The sequence below is a fragment of the Streptomyces paradoxus genome (assembly GCF_014202475.1).
GTDB lineage: Bacteria > Actinomycetota > Actinomycetes > Streptomycetales > Streptomycetaceae > Streptomyces > Streptomyces paradoxus.
Map to the genome: position 1 here is coordinate 200,168 of NZ_JACHGV010000003.1, position 20,286 is coordinate 220,453.

Annotated in this window: 21 protein-coding genes and 1 tRNA gene; 14 read left to right on the top strand and 8 right to left on the bottom strand. The window is 71.0% G+C overall.

Annotated elements, in window-relative coordinates; all coding sequences use genetic code 11:
* Positions 1-118 precede the first annotated feature (118 nt).
* From HNR57_RS10535 to HNR57_RS10590, 12 genes are all read left to right on the top strand, one after another.
* The gene (locus tag HNR57_RS10535) at positions 119-526 is read left to right on the top strand and encodes an NADH-quinone oxidoreductase subunit A (protein ID WP_031116983.1); all 408 of its coding nucleotides are present in this window, start codon (positions 119-121) and stop codon (positions 524-526) included.
* Positions 517-1,131, top strand: coding sequence for an NADH-quinone oxidoreductase subunit B (locus tag HNR57_RS10540; RefSeq protein WP_033309016.1), 615 nt, complete (start codon positions 517-519; stop codon positions 1,129-1,131). The genes HNR57_RS10535 and HNR57_RS10540 overlap by 10 nt, the downstream gene beginning before the upstream one ends.
* The gene (locus HNR57_RS10545; RefSeq protein ID WP_184559224.1) at positions 1,128-2,618 is read left to right on the top strand and encodes an NADH-quinone oxidoreductase subunit C; all 1,491 of its coding nucleotides are present in this window, start codon (positions 1,128-1,130) and stop codon (positions 2,616-2,618) included. The genes HNR57_RS10540 and HNR57_RS10545 overlap by 4 nt, the downstream gene beginning before the upstream one ends.
* Complete coding sequence (locus HNR57_RS10550) at positions 2,615-3,583, top strand: complex I subunit 1/NuoH family protein (RefSeq protein ID WP_184559226.1); 969 nt, start codon at positions 2,615-2,617, stop codon at positions 3,581-3,583. Before HNR57_RS10545 ends, HNR57_RS10550 begins: the two co-directional genes overlap by 4 nt.
* A 2-nt stretch (positions 3,584-3,585) precedes the next feature.
* Positions 3,586-4,236, top strand: a complete 651-nt coding sequence (locus tag HNR57_RS10555; RefSeq protein WP_184559228.1) for a 4Fe-4S binding protein — start codon at positions 3,586-3,588, stop codon at positions 4,234-4,236.
* On the top strand, positions 4,233-4,871 hold the full coding sequence (locus tag HNR57_RS10560; RefSeq protein ID WP_184559230.1) for an NADH-quinone oxidoreductase subunit J family protein: 639 nt from the start codon (positions 4,233-4,235) through the stop codon (positions 4,869-4,871). The genes HNR57_RS10555 and HNR57_RS10560 overlap by 4 nt, the downstream gene beginning before the upstream one ends.
* Positions 4,871-5,269, top strand: a complete 399-nt coding sequence (nuoK, locus tag HNR57_RS10565) for an NADH-quinone oxidoreductase subunit NuoK (protein WP_184559232.1) — start codon at positions 4,871-4,873, stop codon at positions 5,267-5,269. Before HNR57_RS10560 ends, nuoK begins: the two co-directional genes overlap by 1 nt.
* On the top strand, positions 5,266-7,260 hold the full coding sequence (locus tag HNR57_RS10570; RefSeq protein WP_184559234.1) for an NADH-quinone oxidoreductase subunit 5 family protein: 1,995 nt from the start codon (positions 5,266-5,268) through the stop codon (positions 7,258-7,260). Before nuoK ends, HNR57_RS10570 begins: the two co-directional genes overlap by 4 nt.
* 6 nt (positions 7,261-7,266) lie before the next feature.
* Positions 7,267-8,841: a complex I subunit 4 family protein gene (locus HNR57_RS10575; protein ID WP_184559237.1), complete on the top strand. Its 1,575-nt coding sequence runs from the start codon at positions 7,267-7,269 to the stop codon at positions 8,839-8,841.
* A complete protein-coding gene (locus HNR57_RS10580) occupies positions 8,838-10,361 on the top strand; it encodes an NADH-quinone oxidoreductase subunit N (RefSeq protein WP_184559239.1) in 1,524 nt (507 codons plus the stop codon). Before HNR57_RS10575 ends, HNR57_RS10580 begins: the two co-directional genes overlap by 4 nt.
* Positions 10,362-10,642: 281 nt before the next feature.
* Positions 10,643-11,506 (top strand): zinc metalloprotease HtpX, encoded by an 864-nt coding sequence (gene htpX / locus HNR57_RS10585; protein ID WP_184559241.1) that lies wholly within the window; start codon positions 10,643-10,645, stop codon positions 11,504-11,506.
* Complete coding sequence (locus HNR57_RS10590; protein WP_184559243.1) at positions 11,503-11,895, top strand: YccF domain-containing protein; 393 nt, start codon at positions 11,503-11,505, stop codon at positions 11,893-11,895. The genes htpX and HNR57_RS10590 overlap by 4 nt, the downstream gene beginning before the upstream one ends.
* A 325-nt stretch (positions 11,896-12,220) precedes the next feature.
* Here the strand turns inward: HNR57_RS10590 and HNR57_RS10595 are convergent, their stop codons facing one another.
* Positions 12,221-13,477 carry an APC family permease gene (locus tag HNR57_RS10595; protein ID WP_184559245.1) on the bottom strand — a complete coding sequence of 419 codons (1,257 nt, stop codon included), beginning with the start codon at positions 13,475-13,477 and terminating at the stop codon, positions 12,221-12,223.
* Positions 13,478-13,670: 193 nt separating this feature from the next.
* On the opposite strand from HNR57_RS10595, the gene HNR57_RS10600 reads away from it, so the two are divergent.
* Positions 13,671-13,937, top strand: coding sequence for a GlsB/YeaQ/YmgE family stress response membrane protein (locus HNR57_RS10600; protein ID WP_184559247.1), 267 nt, complete (start codon positions 13,671-13,673; stop codon positions 13,935-13,937).
* 228 nt (positions 13,938-14,165) lie between these two features.
* Here HNR57_RS10600 and HNR57_RS10605 read toward each other — a convergent pair whose 3' ends face one another.
* Entirely contained in the window at positions 14,166-14,654 is a 489-nt protein-coding gene (locus HNR57_RS10605; protein ID WP_033309004.1) for a YajQ family cyclic di-GMP-binding protein, read from the bottom strand.
* A 220-nt stretch (positions 14,655-14,874) separates the two neighbouring features.
* Between HNR57_RS10605 and HNR57_RS10610 the strand changes: the two genes are divergently transcribed.
* A tRNA-Tyr gene (locus HNR57_RS10610) sits at positions 14,875-14,956 on the top strand.
* A 164-nt stretch (positions 14,957-15,120) separates the two neighbouring features.
* Here the strand turns inward: HNR57_RS10610 and HNR57_RS10615 are convergent.
* From HNR57_RS10615 to HNR57_RS10640, 6 genes are all read right to left on the bottom strand, one after another.
* A complete protein-coding gene (locus tag HNR57_RS10615) occupies positions 15,121-16,488 on the bottom strand; it encodes a tyrosine-type recombinase/integrase (protein WP_184559249.1) in 1,368 nt (455 codons plus the stop codon).
* Positions 16,489-16,557: 69 nt separating this feature from the next.
* The gene (locus HNR57_RS10620; RefSeq protein WP_184559250.1) at positions 16,558-16,746 is read right to left on the bottom strand and encodes a helix-turn-helix transcriptional regulator; all 189 of its coding nucleotides are present in this window, start codon (positions 16,744-16,746) and stop codon (positions 16,558-16,560) included.
* A 164-nt stretch (positions 16,747-16,910) separates the two neighbouring features.
* Positions 16,911-18,137 (bottom strand): DUF3631 domain-containing protein, encoded by a 1,227-nt coding sequence (locus tag HNR57_RS10625; protein WP_184559252.1) that lies wholly within the window; start codon positions 18,135-18,137, stop codon positions 16,911-16,913.
* Entirely contained in the window at positions 18,134-18,556 is a 423-nt protein-coding gene (locus HNR57_RS10630) for a hypothetical protein (RefSeq protein ID WP_221342355.1), read from the bottom strand. The genes HNR57_RS10625 and HNR57_RS10630 overlap by 4 nt, the downstream gene beginning before the upstream one ends.
* A complete protein-coding gene (locus tag HNR57_RS10635; protein WP_313673339.1) occupies positions 18,553-19,479 on the bottom strand; it encodes a bifunctional DNA primase/polymerase in 927 nt (308 codons plus the stop codon). Before HNR57_RS10635 ends, HNR57_RS10630 begins: the two co-directional genes overlap by 4 nt.
* Entirely contained in the window at positions 19,476-20,225 is a 750-nt protein-coding gene (locus HNR57_RS10640) for a class I SAM-dependent methyltransferase (protein ID WP_184559254.1), read from the bottom strand. Before HNR57_RS10640 ends, HNR57_RS10635 begins: the two co-directional genes overlap by 4 nt.
* Between the last annotated feature and the right edge of the window lie 61 nt (positions 20,226-20,286).

Consider the following 20,286-nt stretch of genomic DNA (forward strand, 5'->3'; position numbering starts at 1 on the left):
CCTGCCTTTATCAGGGCCTAGACTCCCGTGCGTACAGATCGTCGAACGGCGGCATCCGAGTGAGCCGCAGCGTCGTCGCAGGATCCAGGCCCGAATTCTGAGGGAGCGAGGGACGGACGTGCCGGAACCGACCGTCGTCACCACGACCGTCGTCGCGGCGGACTACTTCCAGTCCTATTCGGTCGTCGGACTGCTCGCCGTCGTCGGCGTGCTGTTCGTCGCCGTCGCGTTCGGGGCCGGCCGCCTGCTGCGGCCCGTGGTCCCCACCCCCGAGAAGCTCCTGACGTACGAGTGCGGCGTCGACCCCGTCGGCGAGGGCTGGGCCCACACCCAGGTCCGCTACTACGTGTACGCCTTCCTCTACGTGATCTTCGCCGTCGACTCGATCTTCCTGTTCCCCTGGGCGACCGTCTTCGCCGCCCCCGGCTACGGCGCGACGACCCTGGTCGAGATGTTCATCTTCCTGGGCTTCCTGGCCGTCGGCCTGCTCTACGCATACAAGAAGGGCGTCCTGACATGGACGTGAACCCCTCGGCGCCCGAGCCGGTGCTGCTGCCCGAGCCGAAGCGGCTGGGCGCCCTGGCCCGCCTCGCCCCCGAGCCGATGAAGGTCGTCCTCAACTGGGGGCGCCGCTACTCGCTCTGGGTCTTCAACTTCGGCCTCGCCTGCTGCGCGATCGAGTTCATCGCCGCGTCGATGGCCCGCCACGACTTCATCCGCCTCGGCGTCATCCCGTTCGCCCCGGGCCCCCGCCAGGCCGACCTGATGGTGGTGTCCGGCACGGTCACGGACAAGATGGCCCCGGCCGTCAAGCGCCTCTACGAGCAGATGCCCGAGCCGAAGTACGTCATCTCCTTCGGCGCGTGCAGCAACTGCGGCGGCCCCTACTGGGACTCGTACTCCGTCACCAAGGGCGTCGACCAGATCATCCCGGTGGACGTGTATGTGCCGGGCTGCCCGCCGCGCCCGGAGGCGCTGCTCCAGGGCATCCTCAAGCTCCAGGAGAAGATCGCCCGCGAGTCGCTGGGAGAGCGGTACGGCAGCGGCGCGGGCCGCCCCTCGGCTGCGGCGCTGCAGAGCGGACTGGTGCGGCCGCCCGCACCCGAGCCGACCTCGGGGGAGGGGCGATGACCGCCGTCGGCTGGCTGCCCGCCACCGCCGAGGAGCTCTTCGGCCCGGACGCCACGGCCGAGGAGTCCTACGAGGTCCTGACCGTCGACGTACCTCCGGCCGCCTGGATCACCGCCCTGGAGACGGCCCGCGACCGCCTCGGCTGCACCTACTTCGACTGGCTGAGCGCGGTCGACGAACCGGGCACGGGCTTCCGCGTCACCGCCCACGTGGCGGCCCTGTCCCCGCTGCGACGCCTCCTCCTCCGCACGACGGTCCCGCACGAGGCTCCGGCCCTGCCCTCCGCTGTCGGTGTCTACGCGGGTGCCGCCTGGCACGAACGTGAGACCTACGAGATGTTCGGCATCACCTTCGAGGGTCACCCGGCGCTGGACCACCTCCTCCTGCCCGAGAACTTCGAAGGCCACCCCCTGCGCAAGGACTTCGTCCTGGCCGCCCGCGTCGCCAAGGCCTGGCCCGGCGCGAAGGAACCGGGCGAGTCGGAACACGGCGGCCCCAAGCGCCGCCAGATGCTCCCGCCCGGCGTCCCCGACCCCAACGAGTGGGGCCCCCTCAAGGGCCAGCTCCCCCCGGCCCCCGCCCGCCCGGCCCGCGGCGCGGCACGCCCCGCGGGGGAACGCCCGGTACGACGGACCCGGTCCGCATCGGGGGGCTCGGCGAGCCAGACGGCTGCGGGTACGGAGGCTTCGGCCGCCGGGTCGGCGACTTCGGCCGCCGGTGCGGAGACGCCAGCCGCCGGTGCGGGGACTTCGGCTGCCGGAGGCGAGGCTTCAGCCGCCGGTGCGGAGACTCCGGCCGCGGTGCGGCGTTCGCGTTCGGCGGCGGAGGGTTCCGCGAGTCAGTCCGCCGCTGGTGCGGAGGCTCCGGCTGCCGCGCGGCGTTCGCGCTCCGCGGCGGAGGGGTCGGCGAGCCAGTCCCAGCCCGACGAGCCGACCGCTCCGGCCCCGACGGGACCGCGGCGCAACCGCTCGGTGTCGCAGGGCTCGGTGTCGCAGGGGGCGGTGTCGCAAGGGGCGGCGAAGCAGCAGCCCAGCGGCGACCAGACCTCCTCGACGCCGGACTCCGAGTCCGCGACGCCGGGCTCCGGGTCCGAGGCGCCGGCCTCCGAGCCCCCGACGTCCGGGTCATCGGCTCCGTCGGCGGGACCGCGCCGGGCGCGCAGCGCGTCCGAGGGCAGCGCGACTCAGCGGGCCGGGTCCGACCGCGGCGACAGCCGTCCGGGCAGGGCCTCGACCACTGCCCGCGGCTCGGACGCCCCCTGGCACCACGCCCGTCCGGCCTTCGACGAACCGGCTCCCGAACCGTCGCCGGAGGCAGCGCAGTTGCCGGATCCAGAACCGTCGAACGGGTCACAGACCTCCGAGCCCGCGGACCCCCCGGAGCCCTCGGGCGACCCCAAGGCGGCCTTGGACGCTCCCGACAGCCCGGACACGGACACCTCCGAGAACCCGGACACCCCCGAGGACCCCACAGGAGGCCCGCGGTGAACGACGTGCTCGACGTCGCCCTGCGACTTCTCGTCGTCTTCGTCGTCTTCCTCACCTTCCCCCTGGTCATCGGCCAGACCGAGCACAAGGTGATGGCCCACATGCAGGGCCGCCTCGGCCCCATGTACGCCGGCGGCTTCCACGGCTGGGCCCAGCTGATCGCCGACGGCGTGAAGTTCGCGCAGAAGGAGGACGTCGTCCCCGCGGGCGCCGACCGCCGCATCTTCCAACTGGCCCCCGCCGTCGCCCTCCTGCCCTACCTCCTCGTCCTGCTCGCCATCCCCATCGGCCCCGGCGAGGGAGCCGTGGGCCAGCTCATCGACGCGGGTGTCTTCTTCGTCCTGGCCGTCATGGGCGTCGGCGTCCTCGGCTCGCTCATGGCCGGCTGGGCGTCCGCGAACAAGTTCTCCCTGCTCGGAGGCCTGCGCACCGCCGCCCAGCTCCTCGCCTACGAACTCCCGATGCTGCTGACCGCGGCCTCCGTGGCGATGGCGGCCGGCACCGTCTCCCTCCCCGGCATCCTCGACGCCTTCGAGTGGTGGTGGCTGCCCTGGCAGATCGTCGGCGCGATCGTCTTCTTCGTAGCCGGACTGGCCGAGCTCCAACGCCCGCCCTTCGACATGCCCGTCGCCGACTCGGAGATCATCTTCGGTGCCTACACCGAGTACACCGGCCTCCGTTTCGCTCTCTTCCTCCTCGCCGAGTACGCCGGAATCGTCGTCCTGTGCGGACTGACCACCGTCCTCTTCCTGGGCGGCTGGCACGGCCCCTGGGGCGCCGACGGCCTCGGCTGGGTCTGGACCCTGCTCAAGACCGCGGTCCTCGCCTTCCTCGTGATCTGGCTGCGCGTCACCTACCCCCGTCTGCGCGAGGACCAGCTCCAGAAGCTCTCCTGGACCCTCCTCGTCCCCCTCTCCCTCGCCCAGATCGCCCTCACCGGCGTCGTCAAGGTGGTGATCCGGTAACCATGGCCCCCATCCCCGGCTCTGGGCTCGCCAAAGGCCTGGCCGTCACCCTCCGCACGATGACGAAGAAGTCCGTCACCGCGCAGTACCCGGACACCCAGCCCGACCTCCCGCCCCGCACCCGCGGTGTGATCGGCCTGTTCGAGGAGAACTGCACGGTCTGCATGCTGTGCGCCCGCGAGTGCCCCGACTGGTGCATCTACATCGACTCCCACAAGGAGACGGTCCCGGCGGCGACCCCCGGCGGCCGTGAGCGCAGCCGCAACGTCCTCGACCGCTTCGCCATCGACTTCTCCCTGTGCATGTACTGCGGTATCTGCATCGAGGTCTGTCCTTTCGACGCGCTGTTCTGGTCCCCCGAGTTCGAGTACGCCGAGACCGACATCCGCGAGCTCACCCACGAGCGCGACAAGCTCCGCGAATGGATGTGGACCGTCCCGGCCCCGCCGGCCCTCGACCCCGGCGCGGAGGAACCGAAGGAACTGGCCACCGCCCGCAAGACCGCCGACAAGCTGGCCGCCCAGCAGGCCCCGCCGGTCACCGAACCGCACGCCGACGAGCAGGCCCGCGCCGCCGAACAGCCCACCCGCCCTCAGGGCGACTCCAAGCAGCAGACGGACCAGCCGCAGCCGGGGCAGGAGGGCCAGGGATGACCCTCGCCGCAAGCGCCGGCCTCCTCGCAGCAGGCCCGACCACCCGTGCCGCCGCGGAGACCCACGGCTTTCTTTCCCCGACCGGCGTCGAGATCGCCTTCCTCCTCGTCGGCCTGGTCACCTTCGGCGCCGCGCTCGTCACCGTCACCACCCGGCAGCTGGTGCACGCCGCCCTGTGGCTGGTGGTCACCCTCGGCGGCCTCGCCGTCGAGTACCTCCTGCTCACCGCCGAGTTCATCGCCTGGGTGCAGGTCCTCATCTACGTCGGATCCGTCGTCGTCCTCCTCCTGTTCGGACTGATGCTCACCAGGGCTCCCATCGGCCGCTCGCCGGACGCCGACTCGGGCAACTGCTGGGCCGCCCTCACCGTCGCCGTCGCCGCCGCGGCCGCCCTGGTCTGGGTCGTCGTGGACGCGTTCCGCACCACCTGGATCGACCTGGACGGCCCCGCCGCCGGCTCCACCGAGGCCACCGGCGCGAGCCTCTTCCAGAACTGGGTCCTCCCCTTCGAGGCCCTCTCCGTCCTCCTCCTCGCCGCCCTGGTCGGCGCGATCGTCCTGTCCCGCAAGGCGAAGGCCGACGCCGCCACCCCGGCCGGCCAGGACACCGGCCGCGACACGGAAGGGGCCCGCTGATGCACCTCGCCTATCCCGCCGTGCTCTCCGCCCTCCTCTTCTGCACGGGCCTGTACGGCGTCCTCGCCCGCCGCAACGCGATCCTGGTCCTGATGTCGGTCGAGCTGATGCTCAACGCCGTCAACCTCAACCTGGTCGCCTTCGACGTCTGGCTCAGCAGGGCCGCCGAGGAGACCCTGCACTCCGGCCAGGCCCTGACCCTGTTCACCATCGCCATCGCCGCCGCCGAGATCGGCATCGGCCTGGCGATCGTCCTCGCCGTCCACCGCAACCGCGGCACGGCGGACATCGACCGGCTCCGCGACACCTCCGAACGGCACGACCCCGACGGCACCGACCACGACGCCCGCACGGCCGAGCGGTCCGACGAGGCCCAGAAGGCTGAGGCCACCGCGTGACCACGACCACCCTCGCCGTCCTCGTCCCCCTCCTTCCGTTCCTCGGCGCCGTCGCCGGGCTGCTCCTGGGCCGCACGGCACCCGGGTTCGTCCGCCCGCTCGCCGTCCTGCCGACGCTCACCTCCCTGGTCCTCGCCGCGCTCGTCGCCGTACGCCAGGGCGGCGACGCGGCCGTCGACTCGGCCACGGAACTCACCCCCACCGGCTCGGTGCCGATCGAGCTCGCCCTGCACATCGACGGCTTCGCCGCCCTCGTCGCCGTCCTGGTCGGCCTGGTCGCCTCCTGCGTGCAGATCTACTCGACGGGCTATCTGCGCGACGACCCGCGCTACCCCTCCTACGCCGCCCTCGTCTCCCTGTTCACCTCCGCGATGTTCCTGGTCGTCTACTCCGGCGACCTGATCGTGCTGCTGGTCGGCTGGGAAGTCATGGGCATCTGCTCCTACTTCCTCGTCGGCCACTACTGGGAGACCCCGGAGGCCCGCGCCGCCTCCCTCAAGGCCTTCCTGGTCACCAAGCTCGGCGACGTCCCCTTCCTCATCGGCCTGTTCGCCCTGGCCACCGACGCCGGTTCGTTCCGCATCACCCGGATCCTCGGCACCGTCGCGAGCGGCGGGCTCGACCATCCGACGCTGATCGCCCTGCTGCTCCTCGCGGGCGTGGCGGGCAAGTCGGCGCAGTTCCCGCTGCACACCTGGCTCCCCGACGCGATGGCGGGCCCGACCCCCGTCTCCGCGCTGATCCACGCCGCGACGATGGTCGCCGCCGGTGTCTACTTCATCGCCCGCCTCCTCCCGGTCTTCGAGGCCTCCCAGGCCGCGATGGTCGTCCTCGCCGTCATGGCCGCCGTCACCATGGCGGGCTCGGCGCTCGCCGCACTCGCCCAGGACGACATCAAGCGCGTCCTCGCCTACTCGACGATCGGCCAGCTCGGCTACATGACCGGCGCCCTCGCCGTGGGCGACCGCGGGGCCGCCGTCTTCCACCTCCTGTCCCACGGCGCCTTCAAGGCGCTGCTGTTCCTCGCCGCGGGCGTGATCATCCACGCCGCCGGCACCAACTCGCTCGCCGCCATGTCCCGCATGCGGAACCTGCGCGACCGCGTCCCCGACGCCTACTGGACGATGACCGTGGCGCTGCTCGCGCTCGCCGCGATCCCACCGTTCAGCGGCTTCTTCTCCAAGGAGGCCGTCCTCGGCGTCGCCGAGCACGTGGTCACCGGCCATACCGAGCACGCGCCCGCCGCGGCGGGCTGGATCGTCCTCGTCGCAGGCCTCCTCACGGCCGTGCTCACCGCCGCCTACGCGATGCGCCTGTGGCTGCTGGCCTTCCGGGGCCGGGGCACCGAAGCCCCCGACCACGGCAGGCAGCCGCTGACGATGACCGTCGTGCTGTGGGTGCTGGCCGTGCCGTCCCTGGCCTTCGGCGGGTTCGCGTTCCGCCTGCTGCCCGAGTGGTTCGACGGCCGCGACCTCAGCCCGACCCTCACCACCTCCGTGCTCGGCACAGGCGTGGCCCTGGTCGGCGGCATCGTCACCTACGCCGCCTGGCGGCACACCACCGCGCTCACCGCCCGCGTCCCGCTCGGCGCGGTCGCGGCCCACCCCGAGGGTGACGCCGCCCAGGTCGAGGCCGAGGCCATCGCCAGCCACGAGCCCGCCTACGGCGACATCGCCTACGCGCCGGACCCCGCCGATCCCGGACGGCTGCTGCTCGGCCCCCTGCACCGGCACGCGGCCGCGGGCTTCCACCTGGACGCCGTGTACACGACCCTCTTCGTGCGCCCGGTCCAGGCCGGGGCGAGCCTCGTCCGGTTCCTCGACCGGGAGGTCGTGGAGACCTACGTGCGCGGCGCGGGTGCGCTGCCCCGCTGGCTCGGCACCGCCGTACGGCGCGCCCAGACCGGCAACGTCCAGACCTATGTGAGCGCGCTGCTCGCCGGCACCGTCGTCCTCGCGGTCGCCGTCGTCCTCGTCGCCACGGGAGCGTGAGCAGGCGTGATCGATATCAACGAGTCCGTGATGCAGGTCCTTCTGGCGTTCATCGTCGTCGGCCCGCTCCTCGGCGCCGCCGCGGCTCTCCTGCCCGCCCCGCCCGGGCTGAAGGGGAAGTCACCCGAGCAGGCCGTGCTCCGGCACGGGGTCACCGTGACCGGCGCGGTCCTCATCGCGGCGATCGTCCTCGCGCTCGGCTTCGACCACGACCAGCCGTCGAAGATGCAGGCCAGCACGGACATCAGCTGGATCCCCGCACTCGACGTACGCATCCACCTCGGCATCGACGGCATCTCCCTCCCCCTTCTGGTCCTGACCGCGCTGCTGACCTTCCTGTGCGCGCTCTACTCGTACTTCAAGATGCCCGCGGGGCCGACCCCGAAGGCTTTCGTCGCCCTGCTGCTCGTGCTCGAGTCCGGCACGCTCGCCACCTTCGCCGTCCTCGACCTGCTGCTGTTCTTCCTGGCCTTCGAGATGGTCCTCATCCCGATGTACTTCCTCATCGCCCGCTGGGGCGGCGAGGGCCGGAGCCAGGCCGCCTGGCGATTCATCCTCTACACGCTGCTCGGCTCCGTGGTCATGCTGCTCGGCCTGCTCCTGATCGGGATCAAGGCGGGCACGTTCGACATGATGGCACTCGCCACTGACAACGCCCGGCCGCTGACCACATCCGTGCAGGTCATCGCCGTTCTGGCGATCGGGATCGGGCTCGCGGTGAAGACGCCGATGTGGCCGCTGCACAGCTGGCTGCCCGACGCCCACACCGCCGCGCCGACCGTCGGCTCGGTCCTCCTGGCCGGCGTCCTGCTGAAGATGGGTACGTACGGGTTCGTCCGGATTCTGCTTCCCATCGCGCCGGACGGGTTCCGCACCTTCGCGCCCTACCTCGCCGCCCTCGCCGTCGTGGGCATCATCTACGGATCCCTGGCCTGCCTGGCCCTCGCCAAACAGGGCGCGAAGGGCGACCTCAAGCGCCTCATCGCCTACTCCTCCGTCGGCCACATGGGCTTCGTTCTGCTCGGCATCTCGACGATGACCCCGACCGGCGTGAACGGCGCCCTGTTCGCCAACATCGCCCACGGCCTCATCACCGGCCTGTTGTTCTTCCTGGTCGGCGCCCTGAAGGACCGCACCGGCACCACCGACCTCGACACCCTCGCCGAGGAGACCGGAGCCGCCCTCTACGGCAAGGCCCCGCGTCTCGGCGGCCTGCTCGCCTTCGCCGCCGTCGCCTCGCTCGGCCTGCCGGGCCTGGCCGGATTCTGGGGCGAGATGCTCGCCCTGTTCGGCGCGTTCCAGCCCGCCGAGGGCCTCAACCGCGCGGCCTTCCTCACCTTCATGGCGATCGGCGCGTTCGGCACGCTGCTGACGGCCGCGTACCTGCTGATCGTGGTCCGCCGCGTCTGCATGGGCGCCCTGCCCCACGACGCACCCAGGCTCACCGACGTCCGCTCCTACGAGTTCGCGGCGTGGACACCGCTCGTCGTCCTCACCGTCGTCGCGGGCCTGTGGCCCAAGGCCCTCCTCGGCCTGAGCGACCCGGCCGTCCAGCAGCTCCTCGCAGGAGGCACCCGATGAGCTCCTCGGCCCAGCCCATGGCCGCCTCGCTGGTCCAGTCCGTCGACTGGCTGGCGATCGCGCCACCCACCATCGCGGCGGTCGCCGGACTCGTCGTCCTGGTCGCCGACCTGTTCCTCGCCGAGCACCGCAAGGCGCTGCTCGGCTGGATGTCGGTGGCAGGCCTGGCCGCCGCGACGGCGATGCTGCTGCCCCTGCTGGACGGCGACCGCAGCACCTTCTGCCTGACCGGCGACGCAGCCGTCTGCAGCTACACGGCCGACCGCTTCACCCTGGTCATCCAGTTCCTGGTCCTCGGCGGCGCCCTGCTCTCCGCCCTCCTGTCGGTCACCGCCCTGAAGGACGCCCGCAAGGAGCTGCCCGAGGGCGAGTACTGGTTCCTGCTGCTGTCCTCCGCGGCCGGAGCCGCCCTCCTGCCCGCCTCCCGCGACCTCGCGACCCTGATCGTCGCCCTGGAGGTCGCCTCCCTGCCCGCCTTCGCGCTGGTCGGCCTGCGGTACGGCGACCGGAAGTCCTCCGAAGCGGCCCTGAAGTTCTTCCTGTCCTCGGTCACCGCGACCGCGGTCAGCCTCATGGGCATCAGCTTCGTGTACGCCACCACGGGCACCCTCTACCTCACCCAGATCGCCGACCGTATCCAGAACGTCGACGGACAGTTCCACACGCTCGCCCAGACCGGCGTCGTGCTCACCCTCATCGGCTTCGCCTTCAAGACCGCCGCCGTGCCCTTCCACTTCTGGGTGCCCGACACCTACGTGGGAGCGCCCCTGCCGATCGCGGCGTACCTGTCGGTCATCGGCAAGGCGGTCGGCTTCAGCGGCCTGATCCTGGTCACGGTCGTGGCCCTGCCGTCCTACGCCGACGTCTGGGGTCCCGCCCTGGCAGCCCTGGCCGCGCTGACCATGACCGTGGGCAACCTCGGAGCCCTCCGCCAGCAGGCCACGCGCGCGTACAGCGCGGTACGCCTGCTCGCCTGGTCCTCCGTCGGCCAGGCCGGCTACCTCCTGGTGCCGATCGCCGCTGCCGCGTACTCCGGGGACGCCGAGAAGTCGATCGGCTCCACCGTCGCCTACGCCCTGATGTACGGCGCCGTGAACCTCGGCGCCTTCGCCGTGGCCGCCCTCGTCGGCCGGACGAAGTCCCTCAACCGCGTCGCCGACTACCGCGGCCTGTACGCCTCCAGCCCCCTGTCCGCGCTGCTCCTGGCGTTCTTCCTGCTCTGCCTCGCCGGGCTGCCGCCGGGCATCATCGGCCTCTTCGCCAAGGTCACCGTCTTCTCGGCGGCCGTCGACGCCGGCCTCGGCTGGCTGGCCGTGGTCATGGCCGTCAACGTCGTCATCGCGCTGTTCTACTACCTCCAGTGGACGGCCCTGCTCTTCCGCGCCCCCGAGGGTGAACCCGAGAAGCACCGCGTCCCCGGCCCGGTCACCGCCGCGATCGCCCTGACCGGCGTCCTCGGCATCGTCCTGTCCGGCGCGCCCCAGCTGGTCCTGCGCTTCACCGGCACCGGGCTCTTCTGACGCTTCACCGGCACCGGGCTCTTCCGAACGGACCCGGTTCCCCGGAAAACCCGCCGCTTACACCGCGCGCGCGTGGGGCACTCGCTCCCACGCGCGCGTGCCGCGTCCCGTGGCCGTCACCCGGACGGTCCACACCCGCCCCCGCACGTACCAGGGAACTTGAGCCTCCCGCCTGGCGTTGACCAGTACGGGAAGGTCCACTGGACGTGAGACGCGGCACCAGTGGCACCGCAGATACAGCAAGCAAGGGTCCCCCTGCCGCACCACTTGGAGGGCGCACCGTGCACCGCCGGCACAACGGGCTCAGGACAGCGATCCTCCTGGGAGGACTGTCCGCACTCATCATCGTCATCGGCAGCTTCTTCGGCCGCATGGGGCTCGTCATCGCCGTTCTGGTCGCGCTGGCCACCAACGCGTACGCGTACTGGAACAGCGACAAACTGGCACTGCGCGCGATGCGTGCCCGCCCGGTGAGCGAGTTCGAGGCGCCGGCGCTCTACCGCATGGTCCGCGAGCTCTCCACCCAGGCCCGCCAGCCCATGCCACGCCTGTACATCTCCCCTACGGAGGCACCCAACGCCTTCGCCACGGGGCGCAACCCACGCAACGCCGCCGTGTGCTGCACCGACGGCATCCTTCGCCTGCTGGACGAACGCGAGCTGCGCGGCGTCATCGGACATGAACTGAGCCACGTCTACAACCGCGACATCCTCATCTCGTCGGTCGCGGGCGCCCTCGCCTCCGTCATCATGTTCCTGGTCAACTTCGCCTGGCTGATCCCCATCGGGCGCTCGGACGACGATGACGGCCCCGGGCTGCTCGGCATGCTGCTGATCATGATCCTGGGTCCGCTCGCCGCCTCGCTCATCCAACTGGCCGTCAGCCGCTCCCGGGAGTACCAGGCGGACGCCTCCGGCGCCCAGCTCACCGGCGACCCGCTCGCCCTGGCCAGCGCCCTGCGCAAGCTCGAACTCGGCACGAAGCAGCTCCCGCTGCCCCCCGAGCCGCGCATCGAGACCGCCAGCCACATGATGATCGCGAACCCGTTCCGGCCCGGCCAGGGCCTCTCGAAGATGTTCTCCACACACCCGCCGATGGCGGAACGCATCGCCCGGCTCGAGAAGATGGCAGGTGGGAACCAGTGAGGACCATACTCAACGTCATATGGCTCGTCCTGAGCGGCTTCTGGCTGTTCCTCGCCTACATGCTGGCGGGCCTGCTCCTCTGCATCACCATCATCGGCATCCCGTTCGGCATCGCGGCCTTCCGCATCGGCGTCTACGCCCTGTGGCCCTTCGGGTACACGACGGTCGAGCGCCATGACGCGGGCGCACCGTCCTGCGTGGGCAACGTGCTCTGGCTGGTCCTCGCGGGCTGGTGGCTCACCCTCGGCCACATCGCCACCGGCATCGCCCTCTGCGTGACGATCATCGGCATCCCGCTGGGCATCGCCAACTTCAAGCTCATCCCGGTCTCGTTGCTCCCGCTCGGCCGCGACATCGTGCGGACCGACGAGCCGTTCGCGGTGCGCTGACCCAGGGGAGCCTCCCCTCTGTTTCCACAGGCCCGTGGTTGTCCACAGGCCTGCCCGGCTGTCAGCGACGGCCTGCAAGATGAACCCATGACCGCGATCGAGCAGTTGCCGCCCCGAGCGATGACCGAGCCCCACAACTCCCGTCCGAGGGCCGGACCGACGCGCCCGAGTTTCCGGCCCCCTTGAGATGGGACGGACGAACCGGGCCGAGGGGCCCTGACAGACCCGGGCCGAGCGGCTTCGGCAGGGCAAGGCTCTAGTGGACGGCGTGGACGGCGTGGACGGCGTGGACGGCGTGGAGGGCAGTGGCCAGTAAAGAGGGGCCCTACTTCTTCCCGGCCCCGGCCTTCACCCGCCGCCGCACCGCGTACGCAACCGCCCCCACCACCAGCACCCCCGCGCCCACGACCACCGACACCCCGGGCAGCGAGAACGCCAGCACCACACACCCGACCAGCCCCACCACCGGCACCACCCGAGCCGCCGGCGCCGAAGACAGCGTCCACGCCGATGCGTTGGCCACGGCGTAGTACGCCAGCACACCGAAGGAGGAGAACCCGATCGCGCCACGGACATCCACCGTGGCGGCCAGAACCGCGACCACCGCACCCACGGCCAGCTCCGCCCGGTGCGGCACCTGGAAACGCGGATGCACGGCGGCCAGCACCCCCGGCAGATGACGGTCCCGGGCCATGGCCAGCGTCGTCCGTGACACCCCCAGGATCAGCGCCAGCAGCGAGCCCATCGCGGCCACCGCCGCACCGATCCGCACCACCGGCACGAGCCAGGCCGCCCCGGCCGCCCGCACCGCGTCGGTCAGCGGAGCCGCCGCGTCCCCGAGGCCGCCCGCCCCGAGCACCGAAAGGACAGCCACCGCCACACCCGCGTACACCACCAGCGTGATGCCCAGCGCCAGCGGGATCGCGCGCGGGATGGTGCGCGCCGGATCCCGCACCTCCTCGCCGAGGGTGGCGATCCGAGCGTACCCGGCGAACGCGAAGAACAGCAGGCCGGCCGCCTGCAGCACACCGTCCGCACCACCCGAGGCCCCGATGTCCAGCCGCCCGGCATCGGCCTCACCGGAGACCAGACACACGACCACCACGGAAGCGAGGACCCCCAGGACCAGCGCCACGATCACCCGCGTCAGCCACGCGGACTTCTGGACACCGCCGTAGTTCACCGCGGTCAGCGCCACCACGGCCCCGACCGCCACCGCGTGCGCCTGCCCCGGCCAGACGTACGTGCCCACGGTGAGCGCCATCGCCGCACAGGAGGCCGTCTTCCCGACCACGAACGACCAGCCCGCGAGATACCCCCAGAACTCCCCGAGCCGCTCCCTCCCGTACACATACGTGCCACCCGAGGCCGGGTACAGGGCGGCGAGGCGAGCCGACGACATGGCATTGCAGTACGCGACCACGGCGGCGACGGCGAGCCCGACGAGCAGCCCGGTTCCGGCCGCGTGCGCGGCCGGCGCGAGGGCGGCGAAGATCCCGGCCCCCACCATGGCGCCGAGCCCGATGACGACCGCGTCGCCCACGCCGAGGGTGCGGCGCAGTCCGGGAGCGGAGGCTGACATGCGTCGCACCCTACCGATCAGCGCAACCGGTGGGTGTGGCCAGGGCGTCCTCTCCACCGACACGGCGCGAACGTGCGCGGCGAAGAGGCCGTGCGCGTGGCGCCCGACGTACGGCGCACGGGCTCGGCCTCCCGGGAGCAAGATCACAGGGCCGGGACCGTGCGGGCACAGCGTGAAAGGGCAGGTTCACGGCATGACCATCATCAGCTGGATCATCCTGGGACTGTTGGCCGGAGCCATCGCGAAGTTCCTGCTGCCAGGGCGTGACCCGGGCGGCCTCATCGGCACGACCCTGATCGGCATAGCGGGCGCGTTCATCGGCGGCTGGATATCGGCCCGCTGGATGGACCACCCGATCACCAAGGACTTCTACGACGGCACGACCTGGGCAGCGGCGATCGGCGGATCGCTCGTCCTGCTGATCGCCTACCGCCTGCTGTTCGGCAACTCGCGCGACTGACCGGGCCCACGATGGGGCCGGCGGGCGGGCCAATGACGGCCGGCAGAAGAGCCGATGACGGCTGGCGGGCGGGCCGATGGCGGCCGACAGATGAGCCGATGGCGGCCGGCAGATGAGCCGACGACGGCCGGCGGGCGAGACCAGGGGCGGCAGGTGGGAGAGAAGGGTGGGCACCGGTGGTACCCACCCCTCCGCTTGTCCGTGAGGACGGGGGCCGGGGGACCGGACCTACCGGTAGTTCACGAACTGCATCGCGAAGTCGAAGTCCTTGCCCTTCAGCAGGGTGATGACGGCCTGCAGATCGTCACGGCTCTTGGAGCTGACCCGCAGCTCCTCGCCCTGCACCTGCGCCTTCACGCCCTTGGGGCCCTCGTCGCGGATGGTCTTCGCCACCTTCTTGGCGTTCTCCTGGGAGATCCCCTCCTTGATCGAAGAGAAGATCTTGTACTCCTTGCCGGAGAGCTGGGGCTCGCCCGCGTCCAGGGCCTTGAGCGAGATGCCCCGCTTGATCAGCTTGGACTGGAAGACGTCGAGGATGGCCTTCACCCGGTCCTCGGAGTTCGCCTCCATGAGGATCTGCTCACCGGACCACGAGATCGAGGCACCCACGCCCTTGAAGTCGTAGCGCTGCGAGATCTCCTTGGCGGCCTGGTTGAGTGCGTTGTCGACCTCCTGCCGCTCGACCTTCGAGACGATGTCGAAACTGGAGTCGGCCATGTCCTGTGGCTCCTTGTATCGGGGTGCGTATCGTGCGTACCGGCGTATGCGGGCGGTCGCGGGGCCCGTTCAGGTCCCGGGCCGCATCCGGACAAGCCTAGCCACCCCCGGCCCTCCGGGCGCCGATCAATCGGGTGGCGGAGCACCCCTCCACATCAGGTATTGTTTACGTCGTTGCCACGGAGCGCCGCGGGAAAGCGGCTCGCCAGGCAGCAACCCCGGCGGTGTGCCCGAGCGGCCAAAGGGAGCAGACTGTAAATCTGCCGGCTCAGCCTTCCCAGGTTCGAATCCTGGCGCCGCCACAAGACCGAAAGGGTCTGTGACCAGCAGCAATGCTGATCGCAGACCCTTTCGGCGTTCACCGGTGTGCACTGGTTGCTATGGGGGCTTTTTCCCGGTGTGTCTCACCCTGATTCGGGTGCTGACCAGTCCGTGTGGGGCAGGCGTGGGGCAGCTTCCGGCCCTCCTAGCTGCCGTTCTTCAACGCCTGCTCGATTCGGGCGTTCGCCGTGGCCGTGCCGCCGTCCAGGCACTTCGCGTACACCCGGAACAACACGGCCACACTGTGGCCGGCGCGTGCGGCCACCTCCTGTGGTTCCACCCCGGAGCTGAGCCACGTGGACACGGCGGCGTGGCGAAGATCATATGGACGCTTCGCCAGCAGCGACGCGCACTGAGCGGGCGTGAGCGCACGCGTGCGGGCTTCGGCCCACACCTCGCCGTATCCGGTGTCCTGGATGAGTCCGCCGCGTTGCGTCCGAAACAGCCGCCCGTCGGGGGCAACACCGTACGCCGTGACGTGCCACCGGAGCAGGTTCACGAGATCGGGCGGGATCGGCACGGTGCGGACTGCTTTCCGGGGCCGGTGCTTGAGCCCTCGCCGGTCGTGAGCCTCACCGCTGTCAGTCCAGGCCGACCCGGAACGCGGGCGGGTCTCTCGGAGTCGCAGAGTGCCCCACCCTCGGCGGGGCAGGTCGCAGTCCTGGAGCCGGAGACCGATGACTTCCGCTGGCCGTGCCGCCGCGTAGTACATGCAGCCGAAGAATGCGACCATGCGCCGCCCGCGGGGGCTCTGCGTGCGCACGGCATCGAGCAGCGCGAGGGCCTGCCGGGGGTCTGGCACTGAGGCGGGGTCCAGTTCCTCCGCTACCTGCTCCGGAGCTTTCCACTGCACCTGTGGCAAAGGGTTGTCCGTCAGACGGCCGGCATCGACGGCATAGCCGAGTGCGTTGTGGAAGATGGCTCGCTTCCGGCGAATGGTAGATGCCGCCGCCGTGGTGCCGTCCAGCTTCTTGGTCAGGGCGTCCAAGGCGGCGCGTACCTGCATGCGGTCGGCCAGGGCGGACGTGGGCAGGGACTTCCGTTCGAACCACGTCAGCACCGCGGTCACCTCGTCGGGCGGGTCCTGGTCGCGTCGGCTCACGTTGAATGCCCAGCTATAGAGAGCCGTCCGAACCGTAGCGGCGTCGGCCATGCCCTTGCTGTCCTTGACGAGAGCCGGTGTCACGGTTGCCATGGCTTCCGCGAGCGTCCGGCGAGTCGAGCCGGGGGAGTGCTGCCACTTCATCTCGATGTACTCGCGGGCGTGCTGGTACCAACTCACATCATTGCGCTGTCGAAGCTCAGAGAGCGGTACCCCGGTGGACTCGTCGAACGGCTCGCCGGCGTGTGCCGCCTGCAGCAGTTCAGCGCGGCGGCCATCGGCCAGCGTCTTGGTGCGGAACGTCTGAGAGTGCGGAGTCTCGCCCGTCTTCCAGCGCAGTTCCGCGGAGGTCTGTCCGCGGTCCTTCCGCTGCCGGACGGACCAGATTCGAACGTCGTACGTCTTCCCCATCGGGGGCCTTCCTAAGAACGGGACCCGGTATAGGCCGGGCCCCGTGGGTGAGTTGGTCGGTCGGTGCGATCAGTAGGCGGGGGAGTCCAGGTTGCTGAGCCAGTCGTCCAGGTCGTTGCGGCGGACCCGCAGATGACCGTTGGGCAGCTTCACGAGTCGCGGCGCCTGCCCACGGGCGCGCATGCGATAGAAGGCGGCGCGGCTCATGCCGATCTCTTCGAGGACTTCGGGGAGTTTGAGCATCTGGGGGCGGGCCAAGGTGCGACTCCTTGTCTCTGTCTCTCTTCTGGGGAATCCGCCACGTCCGCCACGCCGCCACATCGCAGGTCAGAGCCTTGATCGTGTGGCGGATAGCGGCTTTGTGGCGGATAGGTGCCGCCACATCCGGCGGGGTGTGGCGGCGTTGACGGTTGCCGGGTGAGTCAGCCGGCGAGGGTGGGCTGTGTGGCGGTTTCCGCGAGCGTGTGGCGGATGGCTGTGGCGGTATCCGCCACGGATTCACCCCTGCTGACCTGCGGTGTGGCGGACGTGGCGGACGTGGCGGACTTTCCGGGGGGTGGGGGGCAATACCGCGTCCAGGCGTCCGTGAGGTCTTCCGCGTAGTAGCCCTTGGGGAAGCCCGAGGGGGTGCGGATGCCGCGGGGCTTGATGGGCTTGTTGGTGGGGGTGACGTACTGGCCGAGCAGCTTGGACAGCATCCGGGAGCTGAGCGGCTTGTCGTCCACATCGCCCCAGGGGGCGTCGTCCAGGGCCAGCAGCATTTCCAGGATGACGGCGGTGGGTACGCGGTCGGCGCCGCAGAACACCTTGTCGCGCAGGTCGGTGAGCAGCCGTACTCCGAGGGATGCTTCGTCGTTGTCGTGGGCTGCGTTGACCAGTTCCAGGCAGGCGGCCCGTGCACGGGTGGGCCATTCGCCGCCGGCCGCGTCCGCGACGGCAAGGAGGGGTTCCCATACGTCGGCGGGCCGATCGGTGACGCCTTCGGGCAGGTCGGGCCAGGCACCGGAAACCTGCTCGCGGACGCTGTCGGCCCACTTTGCGAGTCGGTCTCGGAGGGCGTGGCCCTGGTGTTCGTTGAGCCGCTGGCGGTAGGGCTCGATCCTCTCGTTGGGGGCGCGCTTGCGCATGCGGATGATGACGGAGCGGGTCAGGATCGTGTCGGGCAGGGAGCCGAGCCCGGCCATGGCGACGGCGCAGAACGAGGAGAAGCGCTGCACGCTCTGGTTGGCGCCGTCTCCGACGCAGCGCAGCATGGTGCCGATGCGCCGGTATCCGGAGTTGAGGAAGCCCCGGACGGGTTCATTGTCTCCGGCCTTGGGGCCGAAGACGGTATCGATCTCGTCGAACAGCAGCGTCGGCCGTCCCTCTGCCGCGTCTACCAGCCGGAACAGGGCATTGGGAGACGCGTTCACGGTGGCCTCGGCTCGCGGGGTGAGAGTCTCCACGATCTCCAGCGCCCGCGACTTGCCCGACCCCGGCTCGGGGCTCAGGAAGGCGAGTCGGGGGGTGGAGTCGAAGCAGTCGAGCAGGTGCGCGTGCGCGTCCCACAAAGTGACCGCGACGTAGGCGGCCTCGGTCGGAAAGACGTTGAACCTGCGGTGGAAGGCTTCCACCTCGTCGAGCAGCGCAGCGCCGTCAATGGCGGTCATGCGGCGTTCCTCCCTTCGGCGGGCGCGGCGGGCGCCCCGGTGCAGGCGGACGTGTGTGCCTCGTACTCGGCGACTAGCGCGGCCACGGCGTCCGGGCCGGTGGCAGTGCCGATCAGTCCGCAGGCGCAGACGTAGGCGGCGGTGGGCAGGGCGCCGGGCCGGGTGGACCAGCGGGCCCCGTCGTAGTGGTGGCGGTAGACCGGTGGGGCGAAGATCCGGATGCCAGGCTGGTCCGGCGTCGGGTCGGCTCCCGGCCGGGCCGGGGAGCGGTTCGAGCGGGGAAGAGCAGTGACGACGCCCTTGCGGGCGGCGCCTTTCGGCTCGCCCACGGCCGCCACGTCCACACGTTGTGGAGCGACGTGCGGCCGGTCGGGCGTGCCGGTGTGGCAATCCAGGCGGGGGGAGTCGGGGGCGGTCATGAGGCTGCCTGCCGTGGTGTGGCGTGGGCGATGACCCAGTCCATGGCGCTGCGGATGGTGGTGCGGCACTCGGCCGGCGGCAGTCCGCTGGCCTCCCCCGCCGCCTGGATTGCCTGCTCCGCGACATCCCCGGGGAGGTCGCCCCACGCGACGAACCGGGCCACCTTGCAGGCGCTCTTGTGGAGGGTGTTGTTGCGTCCGTTCGGCCCGCCCTCGCTCGTCGCGGCGACGATCGCGCACTCCCGTTCCAGAGCCGCGCGGGCGGCCTTGGTGCCGTCCCGCAGCGGGGCCAGGTCCACGACGGTGGGCTTGCGGGGCTTGGTGAGCAGCGCGGCAAGCCACTCCGGGAGTGGCGCGAGCGGCGCATCGTCGCTCACCTCGTAGGCCCCGTCGGGGGTGGTGCTACCGGGGGCGACGACGTAGCCGCCCCAGGCGCGGGTGTCGATGTGCGGCCCGAGACGGTTCGCGCTGCACTTCAACCGCACTCCAGATGGGGCGGTGAAGTACAGGTGCTCCCCGCCGCGCGCGGTCCGCACCCGGTAGGTGGCGGGGACGGTCTGGCCGGTGCGCTCGCAGAGCGCCGCAAGGGAAGTTGCGCCGTCAGGCGCTCCTTTCGGCTCCTCGGGCTTGCACACGTCCAGGTCGACCACGAGCAGCCCGGCCGGGCCGGTCGCGATACCCACGTTGTACGGGCGCGTCGCCCAGGCGGCATGGATGAGTGCCGGATCGGTGGTGGCGCGCTGCTCGGGCGTGCGGTGTCCTCCCGCGCAGCGCCCGGTGCCGGGGCAGTCCCGTTCGGCATGCCCCGCCGGGCGCTTGGCCGACGGGATCAGCGGGATGACCGGCCAACCGCGCTCCGCGGCGGTGAGCGCGGATGCGAGGCGGGGCAGGCAGGCCAAATCGGCGGTCAAGATGCCGCTCACGCCGCCACCCCCAAGGTGGGGGCGAGGGTGGCGAGGTAGGCGCGGCCAATCCACTCGGTGTAGGCGGGCGGGAGCGCTTCCCGCAGCTTCAGATGGTCGGTGGACCAGTCGATGCCCTTGGCGGCGCGGATCTCCTCCACGGTGGCCTTGCCGCCGCCCTCGCCGTACGCGGCCACATAGGGGCCGTCGTGCCACTCCCCGTGTCGGTACCCGCGCACCCTGCCCCGGTGCTTGGGGTGGGCCGGCTGCGGGGTCGTCCAGCCGCCCAGCTCGAAGTAGCGGTGCATGATGACGGCGAGTTCGAACTGTTCCCCGCACAGGCGGATGTCCTTGCGGACCGCGGAGCCGGCCACGTTCTCGATCACGTACGGCCGGCCGGTGGCCTCCAGTGCTTCGCGGGCGGGGTCGATGAGGTGGGGGTAGGTGCGGCCGATCGCGGCGTTGCGGGCCTTGTTGGTGCCCTTGGCGGGTGCGCCCTCGCCCTGGCAGGGCGGGGAGATGTGGATGAAGTCGAATTCGTGGCCGTGGGCGCGGATGAACTCGATCGCGTCGCCCTGGTGGAAGTCGTCACCGCAGTAGTCCGGCTGGGCTTCCTTGTCGATGCCGGTGATGCGGCAGTCGGGGCCGAACGCGCGCCGGTAGCCCTCGGTGCCGCCGCCGATGCAGCAGCAGCCGTCCAGCACCCGGAAGGGCCGGGCCGGGGTGAGTAAAGCGAGGGCTCGCCGGATGTTGGTGGGTTGGGTCATGCTGGATGTCTCCAGTTCGGTGCTAGCGGGCTGGATGGTCAGGGCGGCCCCGTGTTCTTGG